Source organism: Halalkalibacter suaedae (genome assembly GCF_017939705.1).
GTDB lineage: Bacteria > Bacillota > Bacilli > Bacillales > Bacillaceae_D > Halalkalibacter > Halalkalibacter suaedae.
Genome location: NZ_JAGKSQ010000002.1, coordinates 362,215 through 380,032, shown reverse-complemented (window position 1 = coordinate 380,032; position 17,818 = coordinate 362,215). Strand labels below are relative to the sequence as shown.

Below are 17,818 nucleotides of genomic sequence, written 5' to 3'. Positions count from 1 at the left end.
CAGCCTTGATTTAACAAAAAAGAGCGAACTGAGTCAATCAGCTCGCTCATGAATTCCTTCATTAACGTTTACCGTTACAACCGCAGCCACAGCCTTTAGAATGTGGTGACATTGCACCTGCTACTTGTGGACCATACCCTGGTGTCGGACCGTATCCTGGTGTCGGACCGTATCCTGGTGTTGGACCATAAGCTGGACCTGTTTGTGCACCTGCTACTTGTGGACCATATCCTGGTGTTGGACCAAATGCTGGACCTGTTTGTGCACCTGCTACTTGTGGACCGAATCCCGGTGTTGGTACTGGTCTCGGTGGTGTTGGTGGTGCAACGAATTGCTGATTAGCAATTGTTTCATTTGCCGAGTACGTTTGCGGGAAACTCTTTACATGCTTATAAAGATGATTTGTTTGATTGTGCGTATGAGTTGGATATACTTCGGGTACGATATACTCACAATCTTTTTCGATAATATTTTGTTGAGTTGGTGCAACCTGAGTTGGTAACACCTGAGTTGTTGTTGGTAGCTTGCAGTAATTTGGTTTTGGTTGACAATGCATAGGTTAACTCCTCCTTAAATAGTTAAGTCACTATTACCCTATGTCTTGCATCCAGCTAATGTCCTAGACAGTTACCTAAATCTACGCCCAAATAATCCTGCTCCTGCTACAGGACCATATGCCGGTGGTGCTGGTACTGGTCTTGGCGGTCCTGGTGGAACAACAAATTGCTGATTAGCAATTGTTTGACTAGCAGAATACGTTTGCGGAAAGCTTTTCACATGCTTATATACATGATTAGTAATGTTATGAGTGTGTGTAGGATAAATTTCTGGTACAATATATTCACATGTTTTCTCGATAATATTCTGCTGTGTTGGAGCAACTCGAGCAGGTAATACTCGTGTTGTAGTTGGCATTTTACATACATGTGGTCTTGGATAACAATGCATAAGCTAATTCCTCCTTTTTAATGTTGAGTCATTATAACTTATGATGTAATCAGAATAATTGTACTAGTTACTCTACCTATTTCTTAAGGAAGATTTCTATAAAATAGCCCCGTCTCGTAATCCGGTCATAATAAATAGCGTTAAGCCGATCATCACAAAAAACATTAGTAAAATTGCTCGATACATCGTTATCACTCATCTTTCGTATTCTTCATATATCGACCATATTTTAATTGCTTCAACACAAAATGACAATCGTTTTTTAGAATTTACATGTTTTTGCCATATTTCATTTATTTAATTGTTGATTTTTGTTAGTTATTGCGCTTCCCCAGGAAATACATGAGATTTCCTTTCCAATCTTTCTTTTCTTTTAACCAGTTCTTCTTCTAATATTTCTTCCCTTAAAGTTCCAAAAGCAATTTCAGTATAAACTAATGCTTGCTGAGGGTCTTTGAATTGATGCTCGAGAAGTTTTGCACATTCAACAGCTGCTTCAAATCGAACAGCTTCTTCTTCCACAGCTTTCTTATACATGTCAAGGGCCTCTTCGAAACGTTGTTCTTGTTTACAAATTTTTGCATACGCTACTAAGCTACTTGCTCCAATTCCATCCTTTAAATCGATTAACTCTTTATAATGAAGAGTCGATGCTCCTCTCTCTCCAATCGCTTCATACCAGCGGGCAATTTCATACCGTTCCTTGTTTGAAGCCTTCAACTCCCCTAAAATTAGTAATGATAAGTGAATATACAAGCTCATTAATGAAAGAACATCCCATTCATGATGATCAAGTATTCCCTGGATGTATTCAGGATTAGGATCGTGCAGATAATCAAAATATAGCATCGGCACCAGATAACTTGGTGTATCCTCAACACGATTGACATCAAGCTGTTCTTTCTCGACAATTGAGAGCTTACATGATGGTAGACTGTCCTTCCAAAGTCTCCTCGAGGCATGTAACAAGTCGAAGTGGCCAAACTTAGGTAATTTAGGAACTTGCTCCCGGACAAAAGTATGTCTCGTTTTAACCTGTGGCCAATCAAAAGCTTTTCCGTTATAAGTAACAAGATTACCTGTCGAGCCGACATCAGTTAAGAAATAGTGATACAATGCAACCTCTGCCTCAGGACCTGGCAGAAAATATTGTTTTACAATAATACGATCATGTTTCAATTGACAATAACCAAGCAAAAAAATAGTGTTTCCAGCACCACTACTTAGACCGGTTGTTTCTGTATCAAAGAAAATAAGATCTTCAGGCTGACGATCTTTTGCTGATAAAGAGTGCGAATACTTATGATTCTGCCAACGAGAAACGACCGAAATGAGTTGCTTGTATTGATAGCAACCATGGAAGTCGGACAGTGGATAGCTTTTTTCACGGATCCAAATATACTGATCTTCAAACCAAAACGGAAACGCTCCTATTTCGGCCCACTCTTTCTCAAATGGAAGTGATTCTGTACGGGTTTCGGATGGAGCAAGTTCTATCTTAGGTTCCTTATCTTTTTTTTCTTCAATCCCCATATGTTTTTTCATTCTAGCTAATTTATTTTTTAGCATTTGGGATCATCCTTCCTTCGTATTTAAAAGGAGATCAATAAAGCGACGAACTAAAGCCTTTGCGTTACCTTCGCTATTTTCAGAGCCAATACAAGCAGGACACCCTAATTCACAAGTACATGTTGTCACTAAATTATTGACCTGGTTTAAAATTACAGACAAATTGCGGTAAACATCTTTTGCTAAACCGATTCCTCCAGGATAGCGGTCATATAAGAAGATTGTCGGTAACTCCGTGTGCTCTGCTTTCATCTGCGGGACAGCATGTAAGTCATGTTGATCACACATTACATAAACAGGTGCAACTTGTTGGAGGAGTTGAGCCAACCCTGTCAAGGCTGATTCGAATCGTTTCTCGCCAAACTTCTTCACTAACTCTTCTGAGAATTGAATCCACATCGCATTTGTATGAAGCTCTTCTTCAGGTAAATGAATAGGCCCTGATCCAATATTTTCAAAGGTTGATAGTTTGATTTTCTTGAAGATCGTCGCTTTTGCATTGACCATAACGTCACCGTAGTTGATTGTTGCCTTAGAAACATTGGTTGATTGGTCTTCCTCTAGTACACGTAATTGAACAGCCAAATTGGCATCTGTAAAATATTCAACAGCGACTTCTCTGACAAAGGCTTTTTTCTCATCCCAATCTAAATATTCAACTTGAAACTGGACTCCTTGATGAAGATAAATCGCTTCATCATGAAGAAGAGTCATTGCACTAAAACGGTCCATTTCTCCAATGACAGTTGGGTTAGCAACATCGCTTTGATCAATGATGACCACATTTTCTTGAGATGCTGATCGCAAACTAATTCCATGTGCAGGAAAAGCATCATTCATCCAATACCATTTATCAGCACGATGATGAAGAACTTGTTCATCTGTCAGAAACTCTAAAATATCTTCAATATCTACACCATCGAAAGTCTCATCTTTTTTAAAAGGAAGTTCATAAGCAGCACATTTCAAATGGTCAACCAAAATAATTAAATTATTTGGATTAATCCTAGCCGATTCAGGGTTGCGGTCAAAGAAATAATCTGGATTTGATACGATATATTGATCTAAAGGAGTAGAGTTTGCCACCATAACAATGACAGATTCATTCTGTCTTCTACCGGCTCGTCCCGCTTGTTGCCACGCACTAGCAATTGAACCTGGATAACCTGTCATAATACAAACTTGTAGCTGGCCAATGTCTACTCCTAACTCAAGTGCATTTGTACTTACAACTCCAATAATTTCTCCGCTCCTCAAGCCACGTTCAATTTCTCTTCTTTGCTTAGGTAAATATCCGCCTCGATATCCTTGTATTGTTTTCGGACCGATTTGTTTTTTCGTTAGAGACTGCAGGTGACTTAGAATAATCTCAACCCTCACACGGCTTCTCGCAAATACGATTGTCTGTATCTGGTTTTCCAAGAAGGTTTTCGCTAATTCATTTACCTCTACTGTTGTACTTTTACGGATATTCAAAGGCTTATTAACAATAGGTGGATTATAGAAGAGAAAGTGCTTCTTTCCTCTCGGTGCACCGTTCTTGTCAATTAGTCGCATTGATTCACCGGTTAACTCTTCAGCTAGTTCTTTTGGATTAGCAATTGTTGCTGATGTACAAATAAAGGTGGGGTTACTGCCGTAATACCGTGCAATACGTTTCAACCTTCGAATCACGTTCGCTACATGGCTACCAAAAACACCTCGGTATGTATGTAGTTCATCAATAATGATGTATTTTAAATTTTCAAAGAAAGCAACCCACTTTGTATGATGGGGTAAAATAGCAGAATGTAACATGTCAGGATTAGTAATGACGACATGTCCTGCTTTTCGAACAGCTTGACGGATATTCGGAGCTGTGTCTCCATCATTTGTAAAGCATTTCACGTCCATTCCCATCTCTTCAATTATTTCATTTATTTCACTTTTTTGATCCTGTGCAAGTGCCTTCGTTGGAAAAAGATATAAAGCACGACTCTCTGCGTTTACTGAGATTTCTTGAAGAACAGGGAGATTATAACATAATGTTTTTCCTGAAGCCGTTGGAGTTACAGCAACCACATTCTCTTGCTTTTGTGTAATTTTAAATGATTCGTATTGATGAGAATAAAGGGAGCCAATGCCTCTGCGACGGAGTGCCTGCTGGATACGTATATCTAAGTCCAAAGGGAAATCGACACTTTTGGCTTCAACTGCCTCAAGTTCTCGCCAATGTACAATTGCTTCCTTGTACCGATCATTTGTTCGAAATTCATGTAAAAGCTGGTCCAAATTCTTTTTAAACATCCGTTACACCTCATTTTCTTCTCTCTTTATTGTAGCGAATGTTTGTTTGTTTTTCTACTATTAGCTAGCGTGAAGCAGTAAATAATCATTGCTAATAATTACTAAAAAAACTAAAAAAACCGCCCTCTGCGGTTTTTTTAGTTTTTTGTAAGCTATTTTTTGAATGTATGATCACCAATCACTTCAACGGTTGTTAATTGATCCAACCACCTATTTGTCGCGATTTCAGGGTTATAGAAATATAATGCATCACCGTTGTCTGTATTTAATGCCTCCGTTACAGCTGTCTTGGACTTCTCTGAAGGTTTACGACGGTCAATTAATCCATTTGAAACGACCTGAAATTGACCGGGCTGATAGATGACTTCCCTGATTGTATTCGGAAATTCATTTGACTCCACTCGTTTTAAAACAACATTAGCCACGGCAACTTTACCAGAATACGGTTCACCTCTTGATTCAGATACAACCAATCGGGCAAGGAGGTCATACTCTATATCGGTTATTTTTTGTGTCTCTTCTGTTTCTTTTGCTTCTACAAATTCAACTTTTTCAATTTCACTTTCACTATTACTAGTAATTTTCAAAATTGGTTCTGGAAAGATCTCGTTAATATTATCGACAAAATGATTCTCACCTGTTAATAGGTCAATCGTTTCATCAAAAAGATCACTTTCGGATAATATAGATCTTTCTAGCTTCGCTGGTTTTACTTCAGCTGCTTCTGAGCTGTTATACGCTAACGTTATTACTAAAGTTACAGTAATAACAGCTAGTACAAGTTTCTTCAAAACATCCACATCCTTGTCATGTTAGTATGCCCTAGGTCTGTGTGCCAATCTATCAATCTCATAAAGGAATGTCAAATATATACCCTTCTGCATACTAGATTTTGGAAATAGTTTGTTCGTCATTTTTTTATCTATGGTTTAGATTACGATGAAGATGGGTAAATACATTATCGTGTAGTTTTAAATCTAACAAATAGATGATCCCTCCTTCCACAAAGCCTCCACTTACTCTACATAAAAGCTTTAAAAAGAGGACATTTTTAATAACATAGTAAATGGTAAAAAGTTTGAGGAGGTAAAGATGAGAAAAGCTGTTTTCTTAGATCGAGATGGAGTCATAAATGAGGTATTAACTCACGTGTTAAATTTGTTAACAAGCCGGAACAGTTTCATTTATTGCATGGTGTAAGCCAGGCAATTCGCCAGTTTAATGAAGCGAAAATCCCAACCTTCGTTGTAACAAATCAAGGTGGAGTTGGACTGGGGTATATGAAGAAAGAAGCTCTCGAGAAAATTCATCTAGAAATGAGAAACCAATTAAAAAGCGAAGAAACATACATCGATGATATTGCTTATTGCCCACACAAGCCTCAAGCAGGATGCTTATGTCGAAAACCAGGGGTACAAATGCTAATAGATCTTGCCAAAAAGCATGATATTAACCTTAAAGAAAGCATCATGGTCGGTGACCGCGAACCAGATATACAAGCCGGAAGAAAAGCAGGATGCAAAACTGTTTTTATTGGTCAGGAGCATTCATTCGAAGCAGATGCTTATTTTTCTACGTTACAGGAGGCAGCCCCTTGGATAATAGCCAATCTAAAAGAAATGAGTTAATTGTGTAGCTCGTACTAAATAAAAAAGTACAAAAGGTCGTTACGATCCTTTTGTACTTACAAATATTCTCTAGTTTTAAACAGTGGGACGATTTGGTTGCACAAATGGAAAGGCCGTACTTTCACTCAAAGAAAGAATAAAATGTTTCAATAGATGTTTTGTTGCGAGTAAATCCTCTTGATCAATAACTTCAACTGGGCTATGTGCATAACGGGAAGGAATGGAGAGAACTCCAGTTGGAACACCCTTGTTAGCTAAACTCATTGCCCCTCCATCCGTACCGATGCCAGGAAATACCTCTAACTGATAATTAATTTTTTGTTCTTTTGCTATTTCAATTAACTTGTCCTTGACTGCAGGATGTGAGATTAAGCTAAAGTCCATAATCTTAATTCCGGTTCCCGCACCTAAAGCTAGACTTTGATCCATTGTTTCTTCCACAGTATCGCTAACTGCAGTAGTGTCTAGAGCAATGGCGACATCTGCATTAATTTGTTGAGCCGCTACTTGTGCTCCTCTCAACCCTACTTCCTCCTGAACTGTAAAAACAGCGATTAGTTCTCCGCAAAAAGGTTCATCCTGCAGCTCTGTTAAAGCTTCAATAATGACTGCACAGCCTGCACGATCATCAAATGCTTTTCCAACAAGTTTGCCTGTTTCCTTATTTCCAAGATAATCAATTGACGGTAGCCAAGTCACTGTCTGGCCAATTTCTACACCTAATTGCTCCGCCTCCTCTTTGCTTTTTGCACCGATATCTATGTATAGCTGACGATGATTTCTGACTTTATTCGGATCATCAAATTTAACAAAATGAGCCGACATTGTTCCAATGACTCCGTGTAGGTATCCACTTATAGTTAGCAACTGAACATGCTGTGCTAATAGAATACGATCATCATGTCCACCTAGCTTTTCAAAACGTAGCAACCCGTTGTTTTCAATTTTTTTAATGATAAAACCGATTTCATCCATATGAGCAGTCACTGCTATTGAAGGTCCTGGTTTATTACCTTTTTTCCTTGCGATAACGTTTCCGATTGGATCAATGTAAACTTCATCGACCATCGGGGCTATTTTATCTTTAATCCAAGAGGAAACCTGTTGCTCGTGACCACAAGGACCATGTAATTGGGACAATTCTTTTAGTAATTCGTACATTATAACGTCAACTCCTTAAACAAGTATAGTTGTATTATAACTTATATTTAGAAAAACGAAATAACTATGCCTGCCTTTTAATCACATCACGAAAAAAACACTATCTCAAAAGAGATAGTGTTTATCTGAAGCAAATTAACGCTTTACAACGTTAGCTGCTTGTGGTCCACGGTCGCCGTCTACGATTTCAAATTCTACAGCTTGACCTTCGTCAAGTGATTTGAAACCTTCACCAGTGATAGCGCTGAAGTGTACGAATACATCATTTCCGCCTTCTACTTCAATGAAACCGAATCCTTTTTCTGCGTTAAACCATTTAACTGTACCAGTTTGCATGTACAAAAACCCCAATCTTTTAAATAAATTTTCTTAATATGCAATCGTATTTACGTGGTAAATAAAAATTCACATATTATAAGGAGCATCAACCACGGTTCGGAGTGAATATCCCTTATAACATGTGAATACTGAACTCTTACAGTGTAACTATTGATAACCAAAATATATATTAAGGGTAAATATAAGGATCCAATTGATCAATCTTCAGACAATGAAAGCCCTGCCTCTCGTTCATCCTTGCGGTTCCTTGACCGCGCCAGCGAATGAAAAGCGCTTACCTGTTGTTCTCAACCGTTAACAATACTATACCCTAGATATCCTAAAATTGCAAGGTTGATTTAGAAAGATCAACAAAAATTCACCAGTTCAATCCATTGATGCATACTTTTTCCTTTTGACCCTCATACTAAACTTAACATACTTGCAGGAGGTTAAATACATTGAAAAAGTTTACTTTTATTATTTGTAGTGGACTTGTTTTTATACCCTTATCCGCTTGTGGTCAAACCGATTCTGAAGAAAATATTGTTCAGGATGTTGAAGTTCAGCAATTTGACGAAGACTACGGCTTTCAACAACGGGCGAACAATGCTGACCAGAATGAAGATCAAATGACTAATCCCGAATTAACTTCTTACGCTAATCAAGCAGGATCGTATATTAGTGAAACTGCTACTTTATTGGAAAAAACCGTTCGATTATTTGAGGTCGGTGCACCAACGGCCAATGACATTGATGAGGCTCTAGCAACGATTCAAGAACTTAAAAGACAAAGTCAGAGCTTTTTAACCTTTCAACCACCAGAAGCGTTTGAAGGGTTTCATCATGTTCATGTAGCTACACTCGTTGAAATTGATGCACTTGAAAAAGTATTAATGGAAATAACTGAACCCATTCACCCAATAGTTGTCACAAATGCTCGAGTTCACTATGAGAATGCTGTCGTATCACATAAACTAATGGAAAGAGAGTATTTATCAATCACTGAAGAATACGGATTACATTAAAACGAAGTACCCCAGCCTTCTCGGACTGGGGTTTTGTTAAAATTATCTTCTATGATTTGTAGTGTCATCAATTAAATCGACCATTTCTGCCACTGCACCACCAATTGATTCCAATGGCTGCGGAAGACTAATATGGTGTTCCAATGCCTTAATTCGATTAATAACTCGACGATTCGTTGTAATGTAGATTTCTGCTTCATCCATACCTGCTACTTCTTTTTCAATTGATTGTATCAAGCTTACTCGATCAGATTCTGTTGACTCAACACCAATAACGTAGACATTACCATCTGAAATGACATGGGCATCTCTTACCTCTGCAAATTGTTCAACTCTTTGTTCAATCGCTCTTTCTGTTTTTAATTCACTCTGTAATACTTGAGATTTTTCTCTGATTGGTCGTTTTTCTAAGTTTGGATTATTTTGATGTGCGGGTTTATCTCTAATGATGCCAGGTTTGTTGCTTAAAATTCTTGACCCAGCATTGTTTATCCCTTCATGGCTCATGCTTAAATTATAATTTTGGGACGTTTCTCCTTTATTACGTAAGATCTCTTGTGCTGTACTTCCTATTCCGTTTGGAGCAGCATCCGGAACCATTAAATCACTTAATGGCCCTTCATAAGACCGTACATTTTGAACACCAAAATGATTGTATCCTCGATTAGGATCTGCATTCGATCCTAGTGGTTGATCTTGTGGTATCACACATCCGCTCAATGATAGGACGGCCACTGCGAAAACAACATACTGTCTCATTGGTTATCCCCTCCTTCACTTAGTGTGAGAAAACACTAGGGATTTCAAACATTAGAGCTTAAAAAAGCTTTGACCAAATGGGGAAAAATGATGTAATTGTTGTCGAATTTGCACTTTTATTTACTAAGTTTGACTAATTTAGCAGAAACACTTTTCAACAAATTTCTTTAGGTTATAATCTTTATTGAACAGACGGGACCAAGATTTTCCTCCATATGCATCACAACATACAATTTCTCGACTGTTTGAATGTCAGTAATGGAGTGAAAAATAAAATGATAATGATTAAGATAGAAGAAAAACGGTCTGAAATGCTATCCTCCGCTAAAAAATATGGCTTTACTTCCGAGATCACTGTCCAATGCAGTCAAGAATTGGACAAGTTGCTCAATGCAGTCCAAATGAAACTCAATAAATAAGCTAAACGATATAGAAATATCGGAAAATTGTTCCGAAAGCATTGCATTCAATCATTACATTTGATAAGGTAGACACAATTAAGAAATATCTTACTTCATTAAAATTTGAAGTGAGGGTAGAGGTGCAAAGATCATTAGTAAACATGCGGAAGAGTATGAGCTCTCGTGAAACATGTTAAAAGGGGTATTTGCCGAAGTAAATGGATACTCATAACCCATTTGCTGGGACTGTTTTGAATAAGAACAGGACTGTCATATAGCACATGCTATATGGAGGGCTATCTCACACATTGATTTGGTTTTGCTTGTATTGCCTTGCTAACCATCCAACAATGAGTCGAGACCTCATTGTTGTTTTTTGTGCCTTCCAAAAGTAGCCCGTGACGTATAGAAAACTTGATGAATTGAGGGTGAATAGGATGAATTTCGGACGTGTAATTACTGCAATGGTAACACCATTTAATCAACATGGACAATTTGATAAGGAAGCTACAAAGGAACTTGTGCATCATCTTATTGCAAACGGTTCTGATGCTCTAGTTGTTGGAGGAACAACGGGTGAATCCCCTACCCTTTCAACAGACGAAAAGCTGACACTCTTTCAGACAGTTGTTGAAACCGTTAACGGACAAGTACCTGTCATTGCAGGTACTGGATCTAATAACACACAAGCTTCTATTGAATTAACCAAACAAGCGGAAGCCATTGGTGTCGATGCCGTTATGCTAGTTGTTCCATATTATAATAAGCCTTCTCAAGAAGGTATGTATGCACACTTCAGTGCAATTGCACAGGCAACAAAATTACCTGTGATGCTTTACAATATCCCTGGTCGAAGTGCAGTAAATATGAGTGTTGAAACGACATTAGAACTAGCACAAATACCTAATATCGTTGCAACAAAAGAAGCAAGTGGAGATTTAGACGCAATGGCCTCAATTATTGAGCATGCCCCTGAAGGCTTCTCTTTATACAGTGGTGATGACAGTCTAACCCTTCCAATACTAGCAATTGGCGGTGTGGGTGTCGTATCTGTTGCTTCTCATATTATTGGCAATGAAATGCAGCAAATGGTACGTAATTATCAGGCAGGTCAAGTAGCCGCCGCAGCAATGCAGCATCGCCAACTAGTACCTGTTATGAAGAATTTATTTATTGCTCCAAATCCAACTCCGGTCAAAGCAGCTCTAGAAATGAAGGGAATTCGTGTTGGTTCAGTTCGACTGCCTCTACTCCCTTTATCAGCTGAGCAACAACATGAATTACAAACCGTTGTACATCCAACAATGAATTTCTTCGTGAGCTAAATAAAAACAAAAAGAAGGTGTCAAAACGACACCTTCTTTTACTATAGACAAAACCCCTTTTGAGAAATCAAATTCTCAAAGGGGTTTTCAAGTAAATTGGACTCTTTTTCATAGATGACGGAGAATTGATGTTCATGTAGTGACAATAACTACCTTTTTGGAACTTCAAGCCAACGAATAAAAGCAACTTAATATATTTGGATGAAAATTTTAGCTATTACGCATTTGCATCAGTATTAGAGAACTGATTTTCTATATGTCCTCTGAGATAGCAAAGAAAGCAAGCACTTAGCGGATGAAATATACGTAGACTCCTGCGGGATGTAAAAGCCAAAGGTGAGACCCCGCAGTGCAAACGAGGAGGCTCACCGGCTTCCCGCGGAAAGCGAAGTATATTTCAGGAGCGGTGTCCATACACTATCTATCTTATTCGACTTATAGTCAATTCAGACACTTTTTCCCACCACTGTTATGCACTTTTCTGATGTGAGACTCGACGTTTTAAAATGGCTCTTTCAACATAACCCGTTCCGAATAAGACTCCAATAACGATAAAGAGAAATCCAAATGTCTGGTACCAATAAATTTGTTCCTTGAGAAATATAGAAGAACTTAGTAACCCGAAGAATGGGACGAAATTATTAAAAATTGCCGTTTGTCCTGCCCCTATTCGTTCAATCGCTCCATTAAACAGAAAATGGCCAACAGCCGTAGCAAAAATGGCAGAAATAAAAAAGATCACATATACACTAAGCGGTGCACCGACCATAGCTTGTGTTCCACCAGGCTCAAGCAAAAGACTTACGCCAAATAATCCAAGTGACCCAATCAGAAGCATCATTCCAGTCATTTGCCTTGAATCAAGTGTAGCCGTTGCTTTTTTTATATAAATGAAGCTAATTGCTTGCACAAGCATCGCGACAAAAATATAGAGCTCACCACGATCAATTGACCATGAACCCGCCCCACCTTGAATAAAGAGTACACCAATGAAAGCTAGAACGATTCCAAGGAAGCGCCATTTTGTTAACCGGTCCCCTAACATTAAAATCGCTAGCACCGAGGTCGTTAATGGCAATAGTGCAAGAATTAGAACAGCATTTGAAGCACCAGTTTGTGTGAGTCCTTCCGCAAGAAAAAAATGATGTGCAACAACGCCAAAAACGGTTCCAAGAATCGTATACTTCCACTCTTTTGCTGTTAACCTTCTCATATTCCTCGTTACTAGTAGGATGGCTGTTGCAGCAATACCAGCAGTCATAATGCGAAATGAAGTCATAGTTGTTGCCGGAAACGTGTCGACTAATACTTTTAGCATGACAACATTTACTCCCCAGAGGATCATGACAAAAAATACAAGACCATAAGTAAATAAAACTGATTGTTGTTTCACGTACTACCTTCCACTCCTCTCTCTTTTGTAGTATCTTATCACTCTGACAAACAATGGTCACGGATTTTATCCTTATTTTTCACATTAAAGAACCATAAAGGTTAGTACCCTTATGGCTCATTAAGACGAATATTTATCTACAAAAGGATGATCCATTTTCTCATACAAGCTTCTCGGGAATTTAGTTAACGTTTCCACTCCCTTTTCAGTGATTAGAATCGTTTCAGTTATTTCTACTCCGTAATCTTCATACCAAATTCCTGGCATCAGATGAAATGTCATATTAGGTTGTAAAACCGACTTATCTCCTGGTCTTAAACTAATTGTATGCTCGCCCCAATCAGGTGGAAAGCTCAAACCGACAGAATACCCAAGTCTAGAATTTTTGTGATGGCCATATTTAGCTATCGTATTCCGCCAAACCTGTTCAACTTCTTCTGCGCGTATTCCAGGTTTTATTGCATCAAGCGTTGTTTCTATTCCTTCTTCCACAACTAAAGCAAGATCTTTAACACGAGAGGGAGCCTGACCAACTGCCATCGTCCTAGCCATCGGGGCATGATACCGTTTATAAGCACCTGCAAGTTCAAGTGTGACGAAATCACCAATTTCATACTTGCGATCTGTCCAAGTTAAATGAGGACAAGAAGTATTCTCATTGGTTGGGAGCATTGGAACAATCGACGTATAATCACCCCCATATTCTGGTGTTCCTTTTATTTGAGCATAATAAATGGCGGCAGCTACATCACATTCTCTTGTTCCGACTGCAATTGAATCATAAGCCGCATGCATTGCACTCTCTACAATTTTTGCTGCTTTTCTCATATAGTCAATTTCTTGATCTGATTTGATCAATCTCACCATATTTACAATACTCGAAGTGTCTTTTATCGTTGCATTTGGTAAGCCTGCCCTTAGACGTTCATAACATAAACCAGTGAAATAGTGAACATCCATTTCAACTCCAATCACTCTGTTGCTTTGCCCTATTTCTGTCAAAATATTCGTAACAAAATCAACTGGATGCCTTTCTTTCGATTGAACATAATAATCTGGATAGGAGATAATATGTTGATCATCAAGCCATGTCGTTTTCGAAACCCCTAATGCATCCATTTGTCTACCGATCCATAAGGGTTGATCGTCTTCTAGAGTGATAATCATCATTTGATGAACATAGAAACTCCAAGCAGAATAATTAGATAGATAATACATATTAGAAGGGTTTGAAACAAGTAAAACATCCACCCCTTCATCGACCATTCGTTTTTTCAGTGAGTTTAAACGCTGACGATACTCTGCTAGTGCAAACAAACTCCTCACCTTCTTTCACGATATCATTGTTTAGTTAAGACGAAACGCAACGACTTTACGCTCGGTCATTGCTTCAATCGAATAACGAACCCCCTCTCTGCCAATACCTGAATGTTTTACACCACCAAATGGCATACTGTCTATCCGGACATCACTACTATCATTGATCATAACTGCTCCAAAGTCTAACCGCTCAATTGCTTGAAAGGCCAGATCTATACTTGATGTAAAAAGACCGGCCTGTAGTCCAAATCTACTATCATTAGCTAGCTCAATTGCTTGATTGAATGAAGAAACTGGATTAATTATGACAACTGGGCCAAAAACTTCCTCTTTTGAAATTAAAGCACAATCAGGCACATTTGTTAAAACGGTTGGTTCAAGAAAGGCTCCAACACGTTTCCCACCGCAACACAATTCGGCTCCAGCAGATTCAGCTTCTAGGATCCAGTTTTCCACTCTACTTGCTTCTTTTTCTGAAATCATTGGTCCGATATCAGTATTTTCATCGATTTTAGAGCCAATTTTTAATTTTTTCGTTTCTTTCGTATACTGCTTAATAAATTCTGAATAGATTGAATCGATCACATAGATTCTCTGAACACTGATACAGTTTTGACCTGCAACGCCAAATGCCCCAGCAACAGTAGCAGCAACGGCTTCCTCCATGTTACTATCTGCTAAAATAATGGTTGGTGAATTAGAACCGAGCTCCATCGCAGTCTTTTTGACACCTGCTTTTTCTAAAATAGATCTCCCCGTCTCATACCCACCTGTAAACGATACGAAGCGTACATCCTCATGCTGGACAAGAACATCACAAATTTCTGAACCTTTTCCTGTGATCACAGATAGTATTTCAGCTGGTAAGCCAGCGTGTAAAAAAGCTTCGGCTAAGCGAATTGTACTTAAGGGTGTCAATGTCGATGGTTTAACAATAACTGAATTCCCTGCAGCTATCGCTGGGCCAATTTTATGGGCAACCAAATTTAACGGATCATTAAATGGTGTAATTGCGGCAACAACTCCGATCGGATCACGACAAACATACCCCACTCGGTTTTCGTGTCCAGGAATTTGAGAAAATGGAATCGTTTCACCTTGCAGACGTTTTGATTCTTCTGCACTGAGACGTAGCGTTTCTATGCATCTGTGTACCTCTTTGCGAGCTTCTTTGATTGTTTTGCTACTTTCAGAAATAATTGTATGAACAAAGACCTCAAAATGAGTGTTAATATAAGCTGCCGTGTCTTGTAAAATACGAGAACGCTCGTGGATAGGGAGTTTTTTATTTATAGCAGCTCCGTTCTTCGCTGAAAAAACAGCTGTCTGAACATCATCCTTTGTTGCTGCTGGTACTTCTGCGATCTTCTTACCGCTTTCTGGGTCATACACAGCTAGGGATTGAACACCTTTTCTCCAAGTTCCGCCAACGAGCATTTTTTCCTTTACCCATTCCATATTACTCCCCACCTTTCCTTATAAACGCTCACTTCTTTCAATCTCAATTAAGTCAATTAAAACGGCAAAAGCTGTTTCTTTAATACCAGCACCTGCTCCAACTAAGGTAACCGGACCTGACAAATCACAGGTATAAGTTATAGCGTTGGTTGCACCTGAAATGGCCGAGAGCGGATCTTTGCTAGACAATCTTTCTGGCTTTACAGATGCTTCAAGTCCATTCTCTGTTTTTTTTAACTTACCAATCAACTTCCAATGATCACCATTACTTTTCGCTTCAATAACGGCTTCACTATCAAGAGCTGAGAGCCCCTCAACGATTACATCTTCCCGTTTTAAAGGGATTCCTAGAACAACATTTGCTAAGATCAATACTTTATATAGCACATCAAAGCCATCAACATCTGCACTAGGATTAGCTTCAGCATATCCGAGTTTTTGAGCTTGTTTTAAAGCACTTTTATAACTCATTCCATCTTCCATTTGCGTTAGAATATAATTAGTTGTACCATTTAAGATTCCTTTTATTTCCGAAATATCATTTCCTGTTAATGTTGTTAGAGGTAATCGTATTGCAGGAGTACCACTCATCACAGCTCCTTCAAATAACCAACGCACTCCCTTTTCCTTCGCTAGTTGGTTTAATGAGTGATAAGCCAATGCAACAGGACCTTTATTTGTCATAACAACATTTTTCCCTTGATTAAAGGCCTGCTCGCAATGATTAATAGCTGGTTGCCCAGTATCGACATCTGTATAAGTCATTTCAATGATCGTTTTTGCATTTGTTTTTTTGATCGTTTCTTGACTAGACCATCCACGTATTAACTCATCAGAATCGGGATAAAGTTCCAGTGTTCCTGTTTTTTTGATCGAATCTAAGACTCTGTCTAGATCTAACCCCTTATCGTGATGAATTGAGCCTTTGTAAAGATCACAAATCGAAACGATTAAAAATGAATAATCATCCTTTTCTAGCTTCTGTTCTTTTTGACTGAGTATCTCTACAAATCCTTGCCCAACCCCACCAAAACCAATTAATGCGAGCTTATGCATGTTGATCACCCCTTAAACGAAGTAAGACGGAATGTACAAGTGTCTCCATTCCGTAAACAAGTGATTGTTCATCGAAATCAAAGGATGCCTGATGCAAGCTTGTATTTACATCAATAATCCCTGCCCCTAAAAACATCATAGCCCCTGGAATGACTTGAGCGAAATGGCTGAAATCTTCACCACCCATTCCGTAAGTTTGATTATGAATACGCATATCTGGATAAACGATTTGAATGCTTTCTTTTAAAATGGCTACCATATCCCGATCATTAACTAAAGCTGGCTCACCGTGATGGACCATTATTTCAATAGATGCTCCTAAATGCGTGAAGCTATTAACAAGGCTCTTTAATTCCTTTGAAATTATCATTCTAGCGTGATCCGAGTAAGTTCTAATCGTTCCACCTAATGTAACCGTGTTAGGAATAACATTCGTCGATGTACCGCCATTTAGCTGACAAACGCTACAAACAAACGGATCAGATGCAGAAAGTTTACGACTGGTCATACTGTAAAGAGCAGGGAGCATTAGTGAACTAATCCAAATTGGATCTATTGTTTGCTCTGGATAAGCCCCATGTCCTCCAGTCCCACGAACCGTAATTTGAAAGGTATCAACATTAGCCATAACGACACCTTCCTTCAGCTTCACTTCTCCAAGAGGAATCTCTGGATCTAGGTGAAGAGCAATAATTGATTCAACATCATCCAAAGCACTTGATTCAAGTACATACTGGGCACCTGTCTTTCCAAATTGATCTTCTGTTTCTTCTGCTGGTTGAAATAGGCATTTAACGGTGCCATTTAGAAAATCCTTTTCGTATAGTTCAGATAACCGATATATTGCTCCTATTAACATCGCCGTGTGCCCATCATGACCACAAGCATGCATCACACCATCGAAAGAGGAGCAATAAGAATGTTGATTAAGCTCCTGTATTGGCAATGCATCAATATCAGCTCTCAAGCCAATAATAGGCTTTCTTCCATTTCCAATTGTCACAAGTACTCCAGTATCAATCCCAATTTCATTTTTTCCTGTTTCAATAGTTATCCCAGGTAGGTCTTTCACTTGATTAATAATATAAGCTGTTGTTTCGTATTCACAAAAGCTCAGCTCGGGAAATTGATGGAGATGCCTTCTCCACTTTCGTAAAAGTGAAATCAT

The 17,818-nt window shown here is 38.7% G+C and carries 16 protein-coding genes, 1 pseudogene and 1 riboswitch; of the genes and pseudogenes, 4 read left to right on the top strand and 13 right to left on the bottom strand.

The genetic code is table 11. The annotated features are described in order from the left end of the window. Positions 1 to 61: 61 nt before the first annotated feature. From J7W16_RS05990 to J7W16_RS21875, 5 genes are all read right to left on the bottom strand, one after another. Complete coding sequence (locus tag J7W16_RS05990; protein WP_210596363.1) at positions 62 to 556, bottom strand: spore coat protein; 495 nt, start codon at positions 554 to 556, stop codon at positions 62 to 64. 71 nt (positions 557 to 627) lie between these two features. After that, complete coding sequence (locus J7W16_RS05985; protein WP_210596362.1) at positions 628 to 948, bottom strand: spore coat protein; 321 nt, start codon at positions 946 to 948, stop codon at positions 628 to 630. A 318-nt stretch (positions 949 to 1,266) separates the two neighbouring features. Then, on the bottom strand, positions 1,267 to 2,517 hold the full coding sequence (locus tag J7W16_RS05980) for a ribonuclease H-like domain-containing protein (RefSeq protein WP_210596361.1): 1,251 nt from the start codon (positions 2,515 to 2,517) through the stop codon (positions 1,267 to 1,269). 6 nt (positions 2,518 to 2,523) lie between these two features. Continuing rightward, positions 2,524 to 4,803, bottom strand: a complete 2,280-nt coding sequence (locus tag J7W16_RS05975) for a DEAD/DEAH box helicase (protein ID WP_210596360.1) — start codon at positions 4,801 to 4,803, stop codon at positions 2,524 to 2,526. 152 nt (positions 4,804 to 4,955) lie between these two features. After that, entirely contained in the window at positions 4,956 to 5,594 is a 639-nt protein-coding gene (locus tag J7W16_RS21875; RefSeq protein ID WP_246879868.1) for a cell wall hydrolase, read from the bottom strand. Between the two features lie 301 nt (positions 5,595 to 5,895). On the opposite strand from J7W16_RS21875, the pseudogene J7W16_RS05965 reads away from it, so the two are divergent. Continuing rightward, positions 5,896 to 6,431 (top strand): annotated as a pseudogene (locus J7W16_RS05965) (D-glycero-alpha-D-manno-heptose-1,7-bisphosphate 7-phosphatase). 75 nt (positions 6,432 to 6,506) lie between these two features. Here the strand turns inward: J7W16_RS05965 and J7W16_RS05960 are convergent. After that, positions 6,507 to 7,592, bottom strand: a complete 1,086-nt coding sequence (locus tag J7W16_RS05960; RefSeq protein WP_210596359.1) for a M42 family metallopeptidase — start codon at positions 7,590 to 7,592, stop codon at positions 6,507 to 6,509. A 135-nt stretch (positions 7,593 to 7,727) separates the two neighbouring features. Then, positions 7,728 to 7,928 (bottom strand): cold-shock protein, encoded by a 201-nt coding sequence (locus J7W16_RS05955; protein ID WP_210596358.1) that lies wholly within the window; start codon positions 7,926 to 7,928, stop codon positions 7,728 to 7,730. A 443-nt stretch (positions 7,929 to 8,371) separates the two neighbouring features. Between J7W16_RS05955 and J7W16_RS05950 the strand changes: the two genes are divergently transcribed. Further along, entirely contained in the window at positions 8,372 to 8,938 is a 567-nt protein-coding gene (locus J7W16_RS05950; protein ID WP_210596357.1) for a hypothetical protein, read from the top strand. A 42-nt stretch (positions 8,939 to 8,980) separates the two neighbouring features. Here the strand turns inward: J7W16_RS05950 and J7W16_RS05945 are convergent, their stop codons facing one another. After that, the gene (locus J7W16_RS05945; RefSeq protein ID WP_210596356.1) at positions 8,981 to 9,697 is read right to left on the bottom strand and encodes a YhcN/YlaJ family sporulation lipoprotein; all 717 of its coding nucleotides are present in this window, start codon (positions 9,695 to 9,697) and stop codon (positions 8,981 to 8,983) included. Between the two features lie 215 nt (positions 9,698 to 9,912). On the opposite strand from J7W16_RS05945, the gene J7W16_RS05940 reads away from it, so the two are divergent. Next, on the top strand, positions 9,913 to 10,116 hold the full coding sequence (locus J7W16_RS05940) for an aspartyl-phosphate phosphatase Spo0E family protein (protein ID WP_346726906.1): 204 nt from the start codon (positions 9,913 to 9,915) through the stop codon (positions 10,114 to 10,116). A 109-nt stretch (positions 10,117 to 10,225) separates the two neighbouring features. Continuing rightward, positions 10,226 to 10,405, top strand: a riboswitch (Lysine riboswitch). 130 nt (positions 10,406 to 10,535) lie between these two features. Then, a complete protein-coding gene (gene dapA / locus J7W16_RS05935; RefSeq protein WP_210596355.1) occupies positions 10,536 to 11,423 on the top strand; it encodes a 4-hydroxy-tetrahydrodipicolinate synthase in 888 nt (295 codons plus the stop codon). Between the two features lie 469 nt (positions 11,424 to 11,892). On the opposite strand, the gene J7W16_RS05930 is transcribed toward dapA, so the two are convergent. The 5 genes from J7W16_RS05930 to J7W16_RS05910 form a co-directional block, all read right to left on the bottom strand. Next, positions 11,893 to 12,816: a DMT family transporter gene (locus J7W16_RS05930; RefSeq protein ID WP_210596354.1), complete on the bottom strand. Its 924-nt coding sequence runs from the start codon at positions 12,814 to 12,816 to the stop codon at positions 11,893 to 11,895. A 120-nt stretch (positions 12,817 to 12,936) separates the two neighbouring features. Then, the gene (locus tag J7W16_RS05925) at positions 12,937 to 14,133 is read right to left on the bottom strand and encodes a M24 family metallopeptidase (RefSeq protein ID WP_210596353.1); all 1,197 of its coding nucleotides are present in this window, start codon (positions 14,131 to 14,133) and stop codon (positions 12,937 to 12,939) included. A gap of 30 nt (positions 14,134 to 14,163) precedes the next feature. Continuing rightward, the gene (locus tag J7W16_RS05920) at positions 14,164 to 15,594 is read right to left on the bottom strand and encodes an aldehyde dehydrogenase family protein (protein WP_210596352.1); all 1,431 of its coding nucleotides are present in this window, start codon (positions 15,592 to 15,594) and stop codon (positions 14,164 to 14,166) included. Between the two features lie 18 nt (positions 15,595 to 15,612). Beyond that, entirely contained in the window at positions 15,613 to 16,650 is a 1,038-nt protein-coding gene (locus tag J7W16_RS05915; protein ID WP_210596351.1) for a homoserine dehydrogenase, read from the bottom strand. Further along, entirely contained in the window at positions 16,643 to 17,818 is a 1,176-nt protein-coding gene (locus J7W16_RS05910; RefSeq protein ID WP_210596350.1) for a M20 metallopeptidase family protein, read from the bottom strand. The genes J7W16_RS05915 and J7W16_RS05910 overlap by 8 nt, the downstream gene beginning before the upstream one ends.

Bases quoted from the DNA above. Each gene is read 5' to 3' on its own strand.
- J7W16_RS05990 (WP_210596363.1), bottom strand. From the start codon at position 556: ATGCATTGTCAACCAAAACCAAATTACTGCAAGCTACCAACAACAACT.
- J7W16_RS05985 (WP_210596362.1), bottom strand. From the start codon at position 948: ATGCATTGTTATCCAAGACCACATGTATGTAAAATGCCAACTACAACA.
- J7W16_RS05980 (WP_210596361.1), bottom strand. From the start codon at position 2,517: ATGCTAAAAAATAAATTAGCTAGAATGAAAAAACATATGGGGATTGAA.
- J7W16_RS05975 (WP_210596360.1), bottom strand. From the start codon at position 4,803: ATGTTTAAAAAGAATTTGGACCAGCTTTTACATGAATTTCGAACAAAT.
- J7W16_RS05960 (WP_210596359.1), bottom strand. From the start codon at position 7,592: ATGTACGAATTACTAAAAGAATTGTCCCAATTACATGGTCCTTGTGGT.
- J7W16_RS05955 (WP_210596358.1), bottom strand. From the start codon at position 7,928: ATGCAAACTGGTACAGTTAAATGGTTTAACGCAGAAAAAGGATTCGGT.
- J7W16_RS05945 (WP_210596356.1), bottom strand. From the start codon at position 9,697: ATGAGACAGTATGTTGTTTTCGCAGTGGCCGTCCTATCATTGAGCGGA.
- J7W16_RS05940 (WP_346726906.1), top strand. From the start codon at position 9,913: ATGCATCACAACATACAATTTCTCGACTGTTTGAATGTCAGTAATGGA.
- dapA (WP_210596355.1), top strand. From the start codon at position 10,536: ATGAATTTCGGACGTGTAATTACTGCAATGGTAACACCATTTAATCAA.
- J7W16_RS05920 (WP_210596352.1), bottom strand. From the start codon at position 15,594: ATGGAATGGGTAAAGGAAAAAATGCTCGTTGGCGGAACTTGGAGAAAA.
- J7W16_RS05915 (WP_210596351.1), bottom strand. From the start codon at position 16,650: ATGCATAAGCTCGCATTAATTGGTTTTGGTGGGGTTGGGCAAGGATTT.
- J7W16_RS05910 (WP_210596350.1), bottom strand. From the start codon at position 17,818: ATGATTTCACTTTTACGAAAGTGGAGAAGGCATCTCCATCAATTTCCC.